The organism is Kamptonema animale CS-326 (assembly GCF_028330895.1).
GTDB lineage: Bacteria > Cyanobacteriota > Cyanobacteriia > Cyanobacteriales > Microcoleaceae > Kamptonema > Kamptonema formosum.
This window is the reverse complement of sequence record NZ_JAQMUA010000435.1, coordinates 1-18671: the sequence shown is the minus strand read 5'-3', so window position 1 is coordinate 18671 and position 18671 is coordinate 1. Positions and strand designations below refer to the sequence as shown.

General features: G+C 42.2%; 14 protein-coding genes. 7 read left to right on the top strand and 7 right to left on the bottom strand.

Annotated elements, in window-relative coordinates; genetic code table 11:
- Positions 1-28: 28 nt before the first annotated feature.
- The 3 genes from PN499_RS25500 to PN499_RS25490 all read right to left on the bottom strand — a co-directional run bounded on the left by PN499_RS25500 (position 29) and on the right by PN499_RS25490 (position 4646).
- Positions 29-1219: a DUF3747 domain-containing protein gene (locus PN499_RS25500; RefSeq protein ID WP_272035811.1), complete on the bottom strand. Its 1191-nt coding sequence runs from the start codon at positions 1217-1219 to the stop codon at positions 29-31.
- Between the two features lie 351 nt (positions 1220-1570).
- Positions 1571-3601 carry a sensor histidine kinase gene (locus PN499_RS25495; protein WP_272035809.1) on the bottom strand — a complete coding sequence of 677 codons (2031 nt, stop codon included), beginning with the start codon at positions 3599-3601 and terminating at the stop codon, positions 1571-1573.
- 166 nt (positions 3602-3767) lie between these two features.
- Positions 3768-4646, bottom strand: coding sequence for a PstS family phosphate ABC transporter substrate-binding protein (locus PN499_RS25490; RefSeq protein ID WP_272035807.1), 879 nt, complete (start codon positions 4644-4646; stop codon positions 3768-3770).
- Positions 4647-5260: 614 nt separating this feature from the next.
- Here PN499_RS25490 and PN499_RS25485 point away from each other — a divergent pair.
- The 3 genes from PN499_RS25485 (at position 5261) to hpxZ (ending at position 6659) form a co-directional block, all read left to right on the top strand.
- Positions 5261-5470, top strand: a complete 210-nt coding sequence (locus PN499_RS25485) for a hypothetical protein (RefSeq protein ID WP_007353634.1) — start codon at positions 5261-5263, stop codon at positions 5468-5470.
- A 236-nt stretch (positions 5471-5706) separates the two neighbouring features.
- A complete protein-coding gene (locus PN499_RS25480) occupies positions 5707-6126 on the top strand; it encodes a peptidylprolyl isomerase (protein ID WP_272035804.1) in 420 nt (139 codons plus the stop codon).
- Positions 6127-6272: 146 nt separating this feature from the next.
- Positions 6273-6659: an oxalurate catabolism protein HpxZ gene (gene hpxZ, locus PN499_RS25475; RefSeq protein WP_272035802.1), complete on the top strand. Its 387-nt coding sequence runs from the start codon at positions 6273-6275 to the stop codon at positions 6657-6659.
- A 36-nt stretch (positions 6660-6695) separates the two neighbouring features.
- Here the strand turns inward: hpxZ and PN499_RS25470 are convergent, their stop codons facing one another.
- Positions 6696-7820, bottom strand: a complete 1125-nt coding sequence (locus PN499_RS25470; protein WP_272035800.1) for a THUMP domain-containing class I SAM-dependent RNA methyltransferase — start codon at positions 7818-7820, stop codon at positions 6696-6698.
- Between the two features lie 398 nt (positions 7821-8218).
- Here PN499_RS25470 and PN499_RS25465 point away from each other — a divergent pair, with 398 nt between their 5' ends.
- The 3 genes from PN499_RS25465 (at position 8219) to gcvH (ending at position 12241) form a co-directional block, all read left to right on the top strand.
- Entirely contained in the window at positions 8219-10285 is a 2067-nt protein-coding gene (locus PN499_RS25465) for a cation:proton antiporter (protein WP_272035798.1), read from the top strand.
- A gap of 204 nt (positions 10286-10489) precedes the next feature.
- On the top strand, positions 10490-11659 hold the full coding sequence (gene gcvT / locus PN499_RS25460) for a glycine cleavage system aminomethyltransferase GcvT (RefSeq protein ID WP_465249974.1): 1170 nt from the start codon (positions 10490-10492) through the stop codon (positions 11657-11659).
- 192 nt (positions 11660-11851) lie between these two features.
- Complete coding sequence (gene gcvH, locus PN499_RS25455; RefSeq protein WP_272035796.1) at positions 11852-12241, top strand: glycine cleavage system protein GcvH; 390 nt, start codon at positions 11852-11854, stop codon at positions 12239-12241.
- 49 nt (positions 12242-12290) lie between these two features.
- Here the strand turns inward: gcvH and PN499_RS25450 are convergent, their stop codons facing one another.
- Positions 12291-14228, bottom strand: a complete 1938-nt coding sequence (locus PN499_RS25450) for a methyl-accepting chemotaxis protein (RefSeq protein WP_272035794.1) — start codon at positions 14226-14228, stop codon at positions 12291-12293.
- Between the two features lie 282 nt (positions 14229-14510).
- Between PN499_RS25450 and gcvP the strand changes: the two genes are divergently transcribed.
- The gene (gene gcvP / locus PN499_RS25445) at positions 14511-17432 is read left to right on the top strand and encodes an aminomethyl-transferring glycine dehydrogenase (protein ID WP_272035792.1); all 2922 of its coding nucleotides are present in this window, start codon (positions 14511-14513) and stop codon (positions 17430-17432) included.
- 148 nt (positions 17433-17580) lie between these two features.
- On the opposite strand, the gene PN499_RS25440 is transcribed toward gcvP, so the two are convergent.
- Together PN499_RS25440 and PN499_RS25435 are read right to left on the bottom strand one after the other, a co-directional pair.
- The gene (locus PN499_RS25440; RefSeq protein ID WP_272035842.1) at positions 17581-17976 is read right to left on the bottom strand and encodes a GGDEF domain-containing protein; all 396 of its coding nucleotides are present in this window, start codon (positions 17974-17976) and stop codon (positions 17581-17583) included.
- A 193-nt stretch (positions 17977-18169) separates the two neighbouring features.
- On the bottom strand, positions 18170-18671 hold a 502-nt coding region (locus PN499_RS25435; RefSeq protein ID WP_272035790.1), incomplete at its 5' end, for a transposase.

The window sequence follows — 18671 nt, the reverse complement described above, 5'->3', positions numbered from 1 at the left end:
ACCACTACCTGTAATTACATCCACTTAATTATTGACCTTTCACGCATTTGAGCATCCGCAAAGTAGCCGCCGCCGCATAATTCCGCTTCGCAGAACTATCAGGAGAAAACTGGCTCCCAACTTCATTAACCGGAGAAGCTACCTTACAATAAGAAGACATTTGGCTAATAGTAGCAGCAGCCCAGTGACTCTGAATATCAGAGAAATTAGTCGGCGATTGTTTAGGAGTTAATACTGGGCTCATTCCCCGTGCAGATAAACCAAATAGAGCGGCTTGGCGCAACACAGCTATTAATTCAGCGCGAGTGACTGGTTGAGTTGGTTTAAAAGTGCCATCTTTGTAACCACTAACGATGTTCTTATCTCGTGCAAATTGAATTTTAGCGGCACTCCAGCGGGTAGTTTCAACATCGCTATAAGGGCGAGAAGATGCTTGAGTAGGAATCACAATATTAGCGCCTTGTATTCCTTTCAAAGATTCCAATACTAAGGAGACTAATTGTTCTCTAGTTAAAGCAAGTTGAGGTCGGAAAGTATTGTCCTCAGAGAAACCGGCCACAAATCCAAGGGCGACAGCTTCTTTAATTTCCGTAGCGTAGATATCGTTAGCAATGTCTTTGAATGTTGTTGGTGAAGGCTCGACAGTACCGCCTCCGGTGTCTGTACTTCCCGGTGCAAGCTGATTGCTGGTGAAATAAAAATGTCCTAATGTTTTACCTTGGTACGATCTTTTTGTGAAGCGCCAGCCAGGTTCTAAAATAACTTTCATAAAACCCTTAACTGTCCCCTGAGTTCTGCCGATCGCAATTGGCTGGGCAGTGCGATCGCTTGGAGTCCCCACGAGTACAACATCCCCGTTAAGATTCTGCAAACTCAAACTATATTTCAATGCTAAGTCAGTACCGCCCATGCGGATAGAAAAGCCGTTGCTATCAGTGGCCCGTCTGCAATCATTGGTAAAATCAAAGTTCATTAACAATGGATTGACGATGATGGGGCGACTGCCACTTTCGCTCCAGCACTGCCGCTTGTTAGGTATTTGTTCTATAATCAGCAATTGGTAACTACCATCTTGGCGGGGTTGAGCAATGGCAGCGACATTAGCTTGCTCGATTTCTGTTTGGTCAAAAGTGAATGCGATCGCAGAACTGACTGCGCCGATTGTCAAAAGTGCCGAAGTGGCCAAACTTGCAATTGTTTTCTTAAACGAAATTCTCATAACACCTACCGAGTTGTTTAACTTATATTTATTGAAGCCGAAGGGCTTTTGAATGTTAGGGGTTTTTGTTGTACTTCCTCAAGTGTCTCAGGATCTTAAGCTGCGATCGCTACCTGTAGATCGCAGTCTACCCTAGATGGGGCTGATTCTCACGGGATATTAGATTTTTGATGAGGCATACTCCTACAGTCCACCCCTTCAACTGTCATAATGTCATTACTGCTGTTGTGCGCGATCGCCCACAAGCTTAGATACCCAGGATACCTAATCCTTCCTAGCGCCGCCGCCTCAGCGCTATCCTTAAACCGCCCAGACAGCGGCGTTACCTGATGAGTAGATAATTATCAACACTTAAAAATTGTCACTATCTGGCGTATGGCCCGTTGAAGACTGACTAACTGGAAGCGCGATCGTAAACTCCGTCCCTTGCCCAATCTCTGAACTTACCTCAATTTTACCGTGATGCTTTTCAATAATTTGATAGCAAATAGAAAGCCCCAAACCCGTACCTTGACCTATCGGCTTCGTTGTAAAAAATGGGTCAAATATCTTTCTTTTAACTTCGGGAGGAATCCCAGGGCCATTATCTCGAATTCGCACCCGCACCAACGCCCTATGCACTTGCTCTGCATGGGGTGGATCTAGTTCCGTCTGAATTATAATTTGCTTGGCTTCCTGATTTTCTTGTGAATTGAGAGCATCAATCGCATTGCTAAGTATATTCATAAAAACTTGATTCAGTTGCGCGGGATAGCACTCCACAGGCGGCAAAGTTTTATAATCTTTAATAAGTTCAATTCCCTCCTTAATCTTATGGCTGATAATCAATAGGGTGCTATCAATTCCCTCGTGGATATTGACCCGTTTAAGTTCCGCTTCGTCCAGCCGGGAAAAATTACGTAAAGACAGCACAATCTGACTGATGCGCTCAGTACCCATCTTCATAGAAGACAAAATTTTCGTCAAATCGTGGACTATAAATTCAAAGTCAATTTCTTCAGTAAGATTCTCTATAGCACTATTTGGCATCGTATATTCTTGTTGATAAACTCGATATAATTTCATTAAGTCTTCAACATAACTATTAACATATTTAAGATTGCCACTAATGAAGTTGAGAGGGTTATTAATTTCATGGGCAACTCCCGCCACCATCTGACCCAAACTTGACATTTTTTCTGCCTGAATTAATTGGCTTTGAGTGTCCCGAAGATTTTGCAATGCTTGGCGCAGTTGGTGATGGGTTTGCAAAAGTTGATCGTGCTTTTGAGAAAGTTTTTTTGTTCTTTCTTCTACCCGTTTTTCTAAATGCTGACGAGCCATTTCTATTTCTTGAGTATGTTCTGCTACCCGCCCAATTAAACTGTTTAATGATATTGCTAACAAGCCTACTTCATCGCTAGTAGTAACAGGAACTTGCACAGTAAAATTAGCTTCTCGCGTTGCTTGTTGAGCTACTTTAGTGATAGCTTGTATCGGGCTAGCGATCGTTTGCGCTATCTTGATGCCGACAAACGTGGTGAGACACCCAGTTAGCAAGAAAAAGATTGACAAATGCCTCCACAGTGCTTGTTTAGCTTCATCGAGAGGTACAACAGAATTGAGCAGCACCACAGTCAGAGAAGAATTATTTAGCCCTAAAAGCACTACACTTTTAGCAAAATATTCTCCACCTGCTATCTTAACTCGTTGTGGACGAGCTTCTTGGGGTGGTGAAACCCAAGAAAAATTGCTGCGAACTATTGGCAAAGTAGAAGCAATTACAGCTTTATCTTGATTGAACGCCATCAAGTGTTCCCGCGTACCAATAGTAAGCTTTTGGAGTAAATCATCCCTGATTAAAGTGCCAATAATAATCGCGCCGATAATACCATCTTTAGACTTTACAGGTGCAAATCCAACTAAAACAGACTGTAAATGTCCGTCTAGTTTCTTTATATTTAACAAATCAGATAGATACACCCCTTTGAGCGCTTGATCGAAGGCTGTTTGATCCTTAATTATTGTATCAGCTAATTCTTCATTCTGTAAGTTCGCTAGTACCGCACCATCTTTGTCTACTACCTTAATCAAGTCCAGTTGCAAAGTGGTTTTTAAAGGTAGTAAAATCTGGAGGAGTGCCACCGTATCGCGCTGATTTACTGCCGAGCGAACCGCTGCTGTATCCCCTACTAGCCTAGTTTGCAACTGCAAGTGCTGTTCTTCCCGATGAAAGTCTCGCAGAACCAGTGATGAAAGACTCTCTACTTCAGCGATCATTTGCTGTTCAAGGCTGCTCGAAAACCAGTAGCCAAAGCCAATCATTAACACCATTGCCTGAGTGAGGATTACTAACAGGAATGGGACAATAATTTTCTGGTTTAAAGCCAGTTTTGAGTACATACTTTTAAACCGGGCATTCCGCCACAATATTTGAGCTATTCTAGCGCTAGCTATTAGTAAGTTTTTCTTAAATAAGTGGCGAATCTGCATTAGTTATGAGCTTGAGAAACAATTACACAGGCATTACCAGCTAACAATGTAAGCAGGTGAATCAGCAACACTTTGTTTACTTCTTCGCAATAGATGGCACAAATCCAGATTGTAGCAACTCTGTAGCCCCTTCTTCGCTAGCAACAAAATCAAGAAATCCTTGGACAGTTTGACTGGGAGTTGTTTTGTAGACAATGCCGAGAGTCCTCACCATCAAGTATTTTTCAGCTTTAACATTTTCGACTGTCGCAGCTATGTTATCCAGACTTAAGCGGTTCACTACCAGGTTGTTTGCAATGGCATAAGCGAGGGAAAAATAGCCGATAGAATAGGGCGTATCTTGCATTGCCCTAATTAATTCGGGTTCCTGGGATAGTAGCACCGCTGATGAGGTTATGGTCACACTTTTGCCCAGGTAATACTTTCGTAACAGCTTTTTGGCTGATTCGTCTTCAGGGCGATCGAGTACAATAATCTTAGCATCTGGCCCGCCTAAATCTCGCCAATTTACGATCTCACCACTGTAAATTCTTTGCAAATCTTTAGTTTGTAAATTTTTTACCCCTTTCACACTCTGGTGAGTAGCTACAACTAGGGCATCTTTGGCAATCTCGCGATAGGTTAGTTGACCGTTATTTTCCTCAGTTGTTAACTGACGGCTGAGAGCGCCAATGTCAACTAAACTGTTTTTGACTCCCGCAATTCCCCCAGCACTTTGATTGGGAGGAAAGAAGGTAATTTCCGTGTTTGTTACTTTTTTTTCGTAGGCTTTTGCCAGTACCTTTAAGGCTGGATAAATTGCACCAGCACCGCTAATTTTAACTGTTTGCTGTGATTGCGGCTCTACATTTTTTTGAGCGGTCGTTACTGGCGTACAGCTAGTCAAGCTCAGCAAGGTAGTTCCGGCTGCCATCTGCGCTAAGACCAAAGTTGCGATCGATAATGAGCGTTTCATTGAGTTTTCTGTTCTATATTGCCAACAGCTCTTAGCTGTTTACTAATACTAGCTTATTAGCATCCTCCTAAAGAGGTAGAACTTATTTAAGTTTAAAGCTATCTGGCTACCTATCCAGGCTCAACGTTGGAATATCAAACAAGAGCCGATTTTCTCAAGCAACTTTGCGTATTCTAGCTTATTGAGAATAATATTTGTTATAATTCGTTATCTTTAACAGCACTCACCCGAAGCTATCTTAAATTTTGATTTTTTGGGATCGATGGGTAAGTCCTGATAGTCTCTGACCAATTGAGATAGATGCGTTTTCCCTGGCGATCGCTCAAATGTCCTATCAAAAATTGCTTGCCTTTGCCTTGAGAATGAGCATCCCCAAGAGTCCTAATAAATTACACTATAGAGAGATACGCAAACAGTTCTAAAGCTTTAATATTGTAAATAGTGAGCAAAAAAAAATGCCAATTCTTAGATAAATTGTCAGATTAAAGTGTCTGTTTTACAGTTGAATTGACAATTTTAGTCAAAGATTTATCAAGGTTAATTGCTGCAATAAAACTAACACATTAAAGTTGTGTTTAACCTCTCACTCACATTCGCTTAATTAAGGAGAATCTATGCTTTTAAAAGAAAAAGAATCCGGCACCCTGGTAGAAATCCTAGATATAGAGGCATTGTTAAGCCCTATGAAGAATGAAGTTCCGGGGCAAATTCAAGCTGGTCAAGAGGAGCAACAACCAGATAGTTTTGCCAAGGAAACATTAGTTTTTCCTTCGGGCGAAACGCTGCCTCGTTGTTGGATTGATGCCGATTATACGACCAACTAATTTGGAAGGAGAAGATTATCTCCCTAGTTGAGAGGAGACGCAGAGGATAATTCTATCCAGAATTACACGCAATTGCTAGTAACGTAACTAAATCCTTTTGACCTCTGCTCTCTTCTCTGTACCCTCTACTTATGTTAGAATCTGGGAGCCGCAATTTGACGAATCCTTTTTGAATCTCTCTAGATTCGCTCAGGCTTGTGATTACGGAACACTGATTCTCAGGAGCAAAAAAAATCATGACTCGCGCTATCATGGAAACGGACAAAGGCACTATCCATTTGGATATGTTTGACCAGGATGCACCGAATACGGTGAAGAATTTTGTAGACTTGGCTGAAAAAGGTTTTTATGACGGCCTGAAGTTCCACCGAGTCATCCCTAATTTTATGATTCAAGGAGGTTGTCCTCAAGGCACTGGAACAGGCGGCCCTGGCTACAAAATCAAGTGCGAAATTAACAGCAACAAACACCTGGCAGGGACTTTATCAATGGCCCATGCAGGTCGCGATACTGGCGGTAGTCAATTCTTTATTTGCCACTCTCCTCAATCTCATTTAGATGGAGTCCATACGACTTTTGGCAAAACTGAAGATATGGATGTAGTCAATGCTATCCGTCAAGGCGACAAGATTATTTCTGTCAAAATTGAGCGCTAACTGTTAACTGGTAATTGGTAATTGGTAATTGGTAATTGGTAATTGGTAATGGCTAATGGCTAATTGCTAATTGCTAATTGCCAATTGGGGGAAGAGTCTCCTCATCTCCCCTTTTCCTTCTTCCTTCTTCCTTCTTCCTTCTTCTTATGACTAAAATTAATGATTCTATTTTAGTGTCTGAGTTAACGGAACTTTATCTCAAATATGAAAAAGCCCTTTGTACTAATGATATTGAAACTCTCAGTGAACTGTTCTGGGATTCACCAGATGTTGTGCGTTTTGGCGTGACTGAAAACCTTTATGGTAGCGATCAAATTAGAGCTTTTCGCAAAGGCAGATCGCCTTTGAATTTAGAACGTGAAATGTTTAATCTCAAAGTTGTTACTTTCGATGCAGATATGGCCGCTGTAACTCTGGAATTTCGCCGCATCATTGATGGTATTGTGCGGGAAGGTCGGCAGAGTCAGATGTGGCGTAAATTTCCTCAAGGTTGGAAAATAGTTTCTGCTCACGTTTCTTTGTTGCCACTTTAGAAATTAAAATGAAATGAGTTCCGCTTCGTCTTGATTTTAATAAAGTTCGTACTTGAGTAAAGTACATTCTAACGTTCCATTATAAACATGAATCCGCCGCGCTGTCTTGAGTCCAACTTTTTTACCTAACTCCTTATTCCCTGTTAAAATAAACGCATTCCAACCCTTAAAACGCTGTTTAAAAACATCACCTAACAGCTTATAAAGGTCTGCCAATTCGCTAGCATCTCCCAGACGTTCGCCATAGGGAGGATTGCAAATCAGTACGCCGCTATCTGCTGGTGCTTCCAATTCTGACAACTCCGTTAGAGCAAACTTAATCTTATCTTTAAGACCAGCCTGTTGTGCATTGGTGCGAGCTTGGGTTAAAATTTCAGGATCGCGATCGCTACCGCCAATTACCGCCTTCAACTCCGACAATTCGCTATTTTCTGCTTCCTCCCATAACTGCTCCCAAAGAGCTTCATCAAAATCTCGCCAAGTCATAAACCCAAACTTTTCTCGAAACAATCCGGGTGCAATATTCAAAGCCTTTAAACCAGCCTCTAAAGGCAGAGTTCCAGAACCGCACATCGGGTCTAAAAAAGGTAAATTAGGATTCCATTCTGCCATCTCTAATAAAGCCGCCGCCAGAGTTTCTTTCAGAGGAGCCGCACCTACAGCCGGACGATATCCCCGCCGATGCAAACTGCCACCAGAACTGTCTAAGCTTAAAATACAGCGGTCTTTATGAATGTGAACATTAATCAGTAAATCAGGATTTTTTGTGTCAACATTAGAGCGCTTCCCAAAATTACCTCGTTGTTGATCTGCAATTGAATTTTTTACCTGTAGAGCAGTATAATGAGTGTGGTTCAGTTTTTGATTGCCCCCCGTGCAGTCAACTGCTAGAGTATTGTCAGCGTCCAGATATTCCTCCCAATCAATTTTTTGCACTTCCCGGTAGAGCATATCGGAGTCATAACATTGAAACTCAGCTATCGGAACCAGCACTCTAAAAATCATCCTCGCCCAAAGATTCACGCGATAAAGTAAAGCGCGATCGCCAGCGAAATATACCCCCGTAAAATCAGGACGAACATCTTGAGCTCCAAGCCGTTCTAATTCTTGAGCCGCAAGTTGTTCTAAACCGCGAGCAACAGTAGCAAAATATTGAGTCATTGGTAATTGGTAATTGGTAATTGGTAATTGGTAATTGGTAATTGGTAATTGGTAATTGGTAATTGGTAATTGGTAATTGGTAATCTCTCGTTTTTACCTTGATTATCCTCACCTTCTCCCCCTCTTCCCCTCTTTCCCTAGTCCCTAGTCCCTAGCCCCTAGTCCCTTCTTCTATAATTGGTGATGCAAGCAGAATTTAGAAACTGCAACTCATAATAACTGATATTTTAGAACAATTTATACTTTATCCTGAATTATTACTCCTGAGTTGTGACTATTGAGTGCATATACGTTATTATATCCAAATCCTAACTATATATCTAGCGGAGGGTAGTCAAAAGTTTCCAGATCGTTGACAATTGAACAAATCCCACATTCACCCCCAACTTGAGTTAATTATGGGACACTTTGCAGAAGTTCTTTCAGAACCCATTGTTCCTTTTGTCGTTTTACTTTTGGTGATTTTGAGTGTGCCCATCATCTTTGAGCGCTTCAAGATTCCCGGATTAGTTGGTTTGCTAGCTGCGGGCGTTCTCCTGGGCCCCAACGGGCTACAATTACTTGACAAAGAAATGCCCACAATGAAGCTGCTATCAGATATCGGCTTACTTTACCTGATGTTTGTAGCAGGTTTAGAAGTAGACATTGAGCAGTTCCGTAAAAAGAAACATCGTTCTATGGGTTTTGGCAGTTTAACTTTCGCCGTACCCATGATTGCTGGAACCGCTGTCGGTCGAATTTTTGGTTTTGATTGGAATGCTTCAATTCTAATAGGTTCGCTGTTAGCTTCTCACACTTTACTCGCCTATCCTATTGTTAGTCGCTTGGGAGTAGCTAGCAATGAATCAGTCATGGTAACAATCGGTGCTACCATTTTTACAGACATTGGTGCATTGTTGGTATTAGCCGTTTGTGTTGCTATTCATGCCGGAGAATTCTCTCCCATCAATTTTGTCACTCTGCTGGTAAGTTTAGCTATTTATACAGCCGTCGTTATCTTTGGCTTTGACTGGGCAGGTAGAGAATTTTTCCGCCGTACTGGAGATCAAGAAGGCAACCAATTTTTATTTGTATTGCTAGCTGTTTTTCTAGCATCATTAGGCGCTCAGCTCATTGGTGTGGAAAAAATTATTGGGGCATTTCTGGCTGGTTTAGCTGTTAATGAAGCTGTAGGAGAAGGTGCAGTTAAAGATAAAGTTGTTTTCGTAGGTAGCGTGTTATTTGTTCCGATATTTTTTGTAGATTTGGGGTTATTAATTGATGTCCAAACTTTTATAAAAAGTATTGTTTCTGTAACAATTCCCCTGACGATTGTTATGGCTTTAATTAGTAGTAAGGGGATAGCAGCCTACTTAGCTAAACTTATCTACGGCTACAACACTAAAGAATTTCTAACTATGTGGTCGTTATCTTTGCCTCAAGTTGGTGCAACTTTGGCAGCGACTTTGGTGGGCTACCGAGCTGGGCTGCTTACTGAAGACATTTTAAATAGTGTAATTGTTCTAATGTTAGTAACAGCAACATTAGGGCCAATAGTTACCAGTAGAGTTGCTGTCGGGCTAACAACTACCTCGAAAAACTTAGAAACTGAAACTTTCTCAAAAAATTGGGAAAATACTGCCGAAAATCCTGCATTAACGGTAGTTGTACCAGTGTACAATCCCGATACAGAAAGATATCTAATTGAGATGGCAGCTCTGTTAGCTCATGGCAATAGCGGTCAAATTGTACCGCTAGCAATTACCGCACCTCACACTCAAAATATGGATGCGCCGCAGTTAGAAATGGCTTTGCAGCGCAGCGAAACATTGCTGGAAAAAGCCCAACAAATGGCAATCAAACTGGGTGTCCAATCTCAGCCAACCCTAAGAATTGATAATGATATTTCCCAAGCAATAGCCCGTGTTGCTCGCGAACAAAAAGCGCATTTAATTGTTATGGGTTGGGGAAAACGGACGGGACTGAGAGCTCGCTTGTTTGGCAATGTAATTGACGGCGTGCTGTGGGCCGCTCACTGTCCAGTGGCGGTGACGCGCTTGCTGGTTGAACCCAATAAAATTAAGCGCGTTTTAGTGCCGGTGGAAAACTTGAACTCTGAAGCAGTGCGGCTAATACAGTTTGCCAGAGCGCTAGGAGATTCTCAAGTGCAAATCACTGTGCTGCATTTGTGCAACAGGGGAATTAAGGATTCTGGGATTGCTTGGATTCACTCGCAATTATTGCTTTTGGTTGCTAAATCAGGGGTGGAAGGTAAGGCGGAAGTTAAGATTGAGGTGAGGCGAGGTGTAGATGTCGTCAGGGAAATTGTCACTGCGTCTGGTGCTGCTGATTTGGTGGTGTTGCGATCGACTAGAAACCGCACGGCGGCGGGATTAGCAGTCAGCGATGTCACAACTCAGTTGCTTGGACAGTTGACCTGTTCGATCGTGATGTTGGGAGAGCCACATCGACTGGCTAATATCTAGTTTTATAGCAACCGCTTTCAGCGGTTAGGGGCTAGGATGCTCAGGGCTAGGGAAAGAAGGGAATAGAATCAGCGAGTTTGGTGAAACTCAGAATGTCTTAACTGCCAAGAAGGTTGCTATATGGTCAGAATCTATACCATGCTCATAAATGAAGTTACATCCATTAAAATCAGAAGGAATCAACTTGCAACGATGGGGCTACCTGTGGCAAAGTCAACTGAACCCAGTAACGCTGAAAATTTGCGCCCAGAGGCGACAAGTTCTCTTGCTCGCACTCCTCTGTTCGATCTATCTTTAGAACTCAAAGCCCGGATGGTTCCCTTCTCCGGCTGGGAAATGGCTGTGCAATACAGCGGCATTAATACCGAACATCAGGCGGTGCGATCGCGTGCGGGAATGTTTGACATTTCCCACATGGGGAAATTCGGCCTCAGAGGTAAAAACCTGATAGAAAAACTCCAGACTTTAGTACCTTCGGATCTGGGCCGTTTGCAGCCCGGTCAAGCTCAATATACTGTCTTGCTAAATGCCAAAGGCTGTATATTAGATGACATTATCTTTTATTATCAAGACCCCGATCCTACCACTGGCGAACAGCGAGGGGTGATGATTGTCAATGCTGCTACTCGTGCTAGGGATAAAGCTTGGATTGGGGCCCATTTAGAATTGAGTGGGATTAGTTTCATCGACATCTCCAAGGAAAAAGTGTTGATCGCTGTTCAGGGGCCGCAAGCTACATCACATCTGCAACAATTTGTCAAGGAAAATCTAGCAGGAGTGAAGTTTTTCGGTCATTTAGAGGCAACGGTACTCGGTGAGCCTGCTTTTATTGCCAGAACGGGCTACACTGGCGAGGATGGATTTGAGGTGATGCTAGATGCGATCGCAGGGAAAGAACTGTGGCGAAATCTGCTAGCTACGGGCGTGGTTCCTTGCGGGTTAGGGGCTAGGGATACCTTGCGCCTAGAAGCGGCTATGTGCCTTTATAGCCAAGACATTGACGATACTACCACCCCCTTAGAAGCTGGATTGAGTTGGGTAGTTCATTTGGATAGTAAGGGCTATTTTATTGGACGCAAAGTTCTGGAACAGCAGAAGGCGACGGGAGTAGCGAAGCGTTTGGTAGGCTTAGAGATGGAGGGAAGACATATCGCCCGTCACGGCTATCCAGTTTTGTCTGAGGGTGTAGTCGTGGGGGAAATTACCAGCGGGACATTATCTCCGACTTTAAATAAGGCGATCGCGCTGGCTTATGTTCCGACTCCCCTAGCTGCGATCGGTCAGCAGTTAGAGGTAGAAATTCGGGGTAAAAATTATCCGGGTGTTGTTGTTAAACGACCGTTTTATCGGTCTGAAAATAAACCGTTACTCTAGTTAAATTAAAAGTTAAAAATTAAAAATTAAGTTTATCATTTTTAATTTTGCATTTTTAATTTTTAATATATCCTATGGTCAAAAGCCTATGCAAAAAAAACGATCGCATCCATTGGCGATAGTTCTGGCAGATTAAGGTAAAACATTCTAGTATGGCTGAGCAAAGTTTTGTTTGAGGCGTGAGGAATTGATATGGACTTTGAATATCCCAGTGACTTGAAGTACCTAGACAGTCACGAATATGTACGGCTGGAAGGAGAAATTGCCACCCTTGGCATCAGTGCCTTTGCTGTGGATCAACTCGGCGATATCGTGTTTCTGGAGTTGCCAGAAATTGGCGACGCTTTGGAAAAAGGAGAAAGATTAGGAACTGTTGAGTCAGTTAAAGCTGTGGAAGAACTCTATTCTGCGGTTACGGGTACAGTGATAGAACGTAATGAGTCTATTGTTAATGCTCCAGAACAATTGGCTGAAGATCCTTATGGCGAAGGGTGGCTGTTGAAGGTACGCATTAAAGATGCTAATGACTTAGAGGATGCTTTATCAGCCGAGGAGTATCGCCAGCAGGTAGAGGGAGAATAGGACACTTGACGGGGCGATCGCCCCGTCAAAAATTATGCGTCCGATCTTTTCAATCATTTACTTTAAATTTCGACACTTGGTTTCGCAAACCGATCGCTGCTTCGCTGAGTTGCTCAATTGCCAAAAAAGTCTGATCCAATGAGTTTTTTATCTGCTTCATTCCCAGAGCAAAACTACTCATTGACTCGCTGATTATTTGTGCATTTTGAGACTGATTTTTCATGGAAACATTTACTTTTTGAAACTCAGGCGATAAAGTTTGTACCTGCTCGATAATTTTACCAGTTTGCGTACTAATTTTATTAATATTATCAACACCTTGAAATAATTTTGCCATAAAGCTATTCATCTCTGTCACACCTTCTGAGACTGCTAATTGCATTTCCTGAACTATTTGTTCAATATCTATAGAAGAAACAGCAGTTTGATCTGCTAGACGGCGAATTTCACGAGCAATAATAGCGAAACCTCGTCCGTATTCACCTGCTTTCTCTGCTTCAATCGCAGCATTCAAAGACAAAAAATTTGTTTGCTCTGCTACCTTGGTAATTGTACTAAGTACAAGTGCAACATTTCCCGCTCTTTGATCGATGGTTTTTAGCTTAACAGAAATATTTTTGGAAGCATTTTCCATTTCTTGCATCACCTCTTTCATCTGGATAACATCTAATTGACTATCGCTGGCAAATTTAGCTGTTTTCGTGGACTGGGAAGCAACCTTATCCATCTCTTGTACCAGCTTGTCTATTAGTTGTGAAATTTCCTGAGCTGATTTAATCACCTCCAGCATTAATTCTGTCTGTTGGGTGACAACTACCTCTTGTTTTTTGGCTGTTGCTAACAATTCTGTGGCTGATATAGAAACCTGAATTCCTGATTCTTGGGTTTGCTTGAGCAAAGAATTTAAGTTGATTTGCTGAAAAATGGCGAACAAAAAAAAGCAAGATGTAGCCAGAGGAACTAAACTTGATAGCAGATAAATCAAGCGCAGATTTTCATAATATTTACTCCGTTTTTCAAGCAGCTTATCTAATTCTTTTCTGGTCACTGTCCATAGTTGCGAACCTTGAATAACTACGTCTTCTCCCTGTTGAAAAAAACTGGCTCCAAGTAGTTCTACTCTACCTGTTCTAGCAACCTGGATTAAACTTTCGGTAAATTTATTGACAGCAGTTTCATAATATTTAAGCACAGGTGGAAGATTTTGTAATGAAGGCAGCTTACGATAGAATTCATTCTCGGCGAGAAGAGAATTAGAAATTCCTTGCTGAATACGCACAAAATCGGTGTTTTGTAGTGAGGAAGCATAAATTTCTAGCTTTACCTTTTGTTCGTAGGTAAGCTGTTTATATAAACTTAATTCTTGGGTATATAATAAAATTTCTCCTACTCTTTGTTGAGCTTGCGGAAGGCCTGCAAGGACAACATCCATCAAATAATAGGAATCGAGTGCTGGATCTAAAATTAAATTTGAAGTATCCCCAACTCTATTGATTAGTTCCCTTATACGTTTTGTCAGATCGCTATATTGTTGACTTAACTGTTCTGTAGTTAGGCTATTTTTACTGTTTTGTAAACTTTTCCAATTTTCGGTAATCGTTGCAGGAAGTAATTCTGGGTTCCCGGCTGCTTTCAGCGATGAAGGAGTTATTTTTAAATTTTCACCGATAACTTGTGTTTCTTTTTCTAGATTTTTTAGATTCTCTTCTATAAGATTACTGGTGACACTTAAATCATTTGAATTGTAATTGTTCTTGGGCGGGATGTTAGTTACCAGTCTCTGCTCTTTGGGGACTAATACTAAAAGTTGGTTTAAAGGTGAGAGCAGTCTATTCCCTAATATTTCCACTCTCCCAAAATTTATATCATCGTTAATGCCAGAAACTGTAAAATATAACAACATAAAAATCGGTACAGCAAAGGAGAATACGCTCAGTAAAAGCTTTTGCGATTGCGATATTTTTAGAAATTTTAAAGTTGTTTCCATAAAATTTTAGCTCTTTTTTACAATAATAATGATAGCACAAAAGCATCCTTAATCCCTGGCTGCGGTAATTTGGGCACAGGTATTCTCGCGGAGCGAACCCCTGCTGTTAATATGTTACTAATGCAAAATGCTGAGGTGGAGAAGAGCGATCGCACTCTCTGGGACAGAGTAACCCCATCGATAATATTGATTTAGCCTGTAATTGCCAAAGTGCGATCGCGATACCTGATAATTTGGAAAAATGTTACAAAATAATAAGCACTCAGTTCTGGAGAATCACCCTTGACACCCTATAGCCCTGAAATTAAGTCCACTCAGCAGCCAACTCCTGCCTCTACAGATGGCTTTGTGAATCGGCATATTGGCCCTACTGCTGCTGAAGTCCAGCTTATGCTTGATGTTTTGGGTTCTCCCACCCTCGATCGCCTCATTGACAAAACTGTACCCCAAGCGATCCGCCTCAAGCAACCCCTAAAATTGCCCACAGCCACAAGCGAATATCGGGCGATCGCGCAACTTAAAGAAATTGCCTCCAAAAATCAAGTATTTCGCTCATTTATTGGCATGGGATATTACGACTGCATCACGCCGCCAGTAATTCAGCGTAATATCCTCGAAAATCCAGGTTGGTACACAGCTTATACGCCTTATCAGGCAGAAATTGCCCAAGGTAGATTAGAAGCTTTGCTGAATTTCCAAACCATGATTATTGACCTCACAGGATTGGAAATTGCTAACGCTTCCTTACTCGATGAAGGCACAGCAGCGGCAGAAGCCATGACTATGACTTATGGCATCAGTAAAAATAAAGCCAAAGCATTTTTTGTTTCTAAAGATTGCCATCCCCAAACTATTGAAGTAGTGCAAACTCGCGCTCAACCATTGGGTTTTGATATTATTATTGGCGACCATCAAACCTTTGAATTTGACAAAGAAATTTTTGGGGCGCTGCTACAATATCCCGCTACCGATGGCATAATTTATGATTATAAAAATTTCATCGAACAAGCCCATAATCGCGGTGCTTTAGTAACAGTCGCCGCAGATATTTTAAGCCTTTGCCTGCTCAAACCCCCCGGTGAATTTGGCGCTGATATTGCCGTAGGTAGCACTCAGCGCTTCGGAGTACCGATGGGATATGGGGGGCCTCATGCAGCTTATTTCGCCACGCGAGAGGAGTTTAAACGGCAAGTTCCGGGGCGAATTGTGGGGGTTTCTAAGGATGTAAATGGGAAACCAGCTTTACGGTTAGCACTGCAAACTCGCGAACAACATATCCGCCGCGATAAAGCTACTAGCAATATTTGTACTGCCCAAGTTTTGTTAGCAGTAATGGCTAGTATGTATGCTGTCTATCATGGGCCGGAGGGATTGCAAAGAATTGCCGAGAGAGTTCACAGGTTTACTGCTACTTTCGCAATTGGATTGGAACGCTTAGGATATAAAATTGGCACTGAACCTTTTTTTGATACTTTGCGCGTTGAATTAGGTTCAAAAAAGTCGCTGGCAGAAATTATAGAAGCTGCTGATTCACGTCAAATTAATCTCCGAGTTTTTGATGAAAAGACTGTCGGAATTTCTGTTGATGAAACTACGAGTGTTGGAGATTTGAGAAATCTCTGGTATGTGTTCGCAGGCTTCGATCCTCATAGCCTGGATTTGTTTGGATTTCGTACCGAAGAAATGCTGAGGCAATATCAACCTTTTGCCCGTACTAGCAGTTATTTAACTCATCCTGTATTCAACCGCTATCACTCGGAAACCGAACTTTTGCGGTATTTACACCGACTGGAAAGTAAGGATTTATCGCTAACTACATCGATGATTCCTTTGGGTTCTTGTACGATGAAGTTAAATGCAACTTCGGAGATGTTGCCAGTGACTTGGCCGGAGTTTGGCAAGCTGCACCCTTTTGCACCTTTATCGCAAACTCAAGGCTATCAAGTTCTTTTCCAGCAACTTGAAGAATGGCTAGCTGAAATCACTGGTTTTAGTGGCATTTCTCTACAGCCAAATGCAGGTTCTCAAGGTGAATATGCAGGTTTATTGGTAATTCGCCAATACCACGAAAGTCGGGGTGAAAGTCATCGTAATGTTTGTTTAATTCCCCAGTCTGCACACGGTACAAATCCGGCAAGTGCGGTGATGGCAGGGATGAAAGTTGTGCCTGTTGCTTGCGATGACCAAGGCAATATTGATGTTGAAGACTTGCAGAATAAGGCGGAAAAACATAGCGGCGAACTTGCTGCTTTAATGGTGACATATCCATCGACTCACGGCGTTTTTGAGGAACAAATTCAGGAAATTTGCGAAATTGTTCACGGTAAAGGTGGACAGGTTTATATGGATGGGGCTAATATGAATGCCCAAGTTGGTTTGTGTCGGCCTGGAGATTTTGGGGCGGATGTTTGTCACTTAAATTTGCATAAAACTTTCTGCATTCCTCACGGCGGCGGCGGCCCAGGCATGGGGCCAATTGGGGTAATGTCGCATTTGGTAGAATTTTTACCCAGTAATTCTGTTCTTAACAGTCAACAGTTAACAGTTAACAGTCAACAAAAATCAATGGGGGCTGTTTCGGCTGCGCCTTGGGGAAGTGCTAGCATTTTGACTATTTCTTGGATGTACATTCAGATGATGGGTGGAGAGGGTTTAACTGAGGCAACTAAGGTGGCAATTCTGAATGCTAATTATATTGCGCGGCGGTTAGAAAGTTACTATCCTGTTTTGTATAAAGGCAAGGCAGGTTTTGTGGCCCATGAGTGTATTTTGGATTTGCGATCGCTAAAAAAATCCGCTGGTATTGAAGTGGAAGATATTGCTAAGCGTTTGATGGATTATGGTTTTCACGCGCCTACTGTTTCTTGGCCTGTTGCGGGCACGGTGATGGTGGAACCGACGGAAAGCGAATCCAAGGAGGAATTAGACCGTTTTTGTGAGGCGATGATTGCGATTCGCAAGGAAATTGAGGAGATTGAAAATGGTAAAATGGATGCTACCAATAACCTGTTGAAAAATGCGCCGCATACGGCAGAATCGCTAATGGTATCTGAATGGAATCATCCTTATTCTCGCGAAGAAGCTGCTTATCCTGCGCCTTGGACGCGAGAATACAAATTCTGGCCGGCGGTGGGACGAATTGATAATGCCTTTGGCGATCGCAATTTTGTCTGTTCTTGTTTGCCAATGGAGGCCTATAGCTAGGGGCTAGGGGCTAGGGGAAGAGGGGAATATAGGGCTAGGGCTAGGAGAATAGGGGAATAGGGGAAGAGAATAAGTGGGTTTCAGTAGTTTATGATATAAAAAATTTAAGATTCTCATGCTTTTTCCTTTTTTCCCTGTTTCCTGTTCTTTATTCCTTCGCCACAACGCGATCGCGACCTAAAGATTTTGCCTCGTAGAGGGCCTTGTCAGCAGCAGCAATCAAAGTTTCCGGCAAAGCCTCAGCAGCGTCGGCACTCGCTACGCCTAAACTGAGGGTGATATACTCCGAGACAAAAGATTGCTGGTGGGGAATTGCTAAAGTCTGGATGCGACGGCGGATTTCCTCTGCCACTGCGATCGCATCCGTAATCCCTGTATTCGGCAGAATAACTGCAAATTCTTCCCCTCCATATCTCGCTACCAAATAGAGGCGTTCCGGCGGAATTTCGCGGCAAGCATCGCGGATGGCAGTGGCTACTTGTTGCAAACAAGCATCACCTGCTTGGTGGCCGTAAGTGTCATTATAAGCTTTAAAACAGTCTATATCGCAATACGGTTCAGTTAAGGCTATGCAGTGCTTAAAACAATAAAAACAGGAGGAGTCATTATGATTCCAGTACCTCTGTGTTTAACTTGTTTAGACCGAAACTTTGAAACAGGTTTTTTCACGACTCTGGGGTTGTTTCTCTGAACCCTTTTAGGTAGAACTTGATCGAGAATCTCCAAAGTTAACCAATTTAAAAAAAGGGAAGTTCCTGTGGTTGTAACCGCTGGAATTTGGGCAGAGCACGACGAATAACTCGTAATGTTCCAGTAAAAGAAAGACGCAATGGTGAAACACCTGCACTGCTTGCTGCTTTAAATATCAATGACCTTACAGCCCAATGTCCTAGTAGTAAACCATAAATTTCTTGCACAACTTCTTTTGGCTTTTGAGAACGAATATGAGTTTTTCGTCCTAATAAATGTACTTTCATTTCATCAATTGTATTCTCGACTTCCCAACGTTGATGATATTCACAGGCAAGTAACTGGGCAGGAAAATTTTCCGCGTCCAACAAGCTAGTAATTAAACGATATCTAATTTGTGCTTCTGGGCGGTCGTAATTCTCAATTGTGTACTCAATTACTCTTACCTGTATGGGTTTAAATCCTTTTTTCCTTAATTGGCCTGATGGGTAAATCCAACTCAAATATGAACCATCTTCTAATTGTGTTTCGTTTAAGAATTTAACGTTG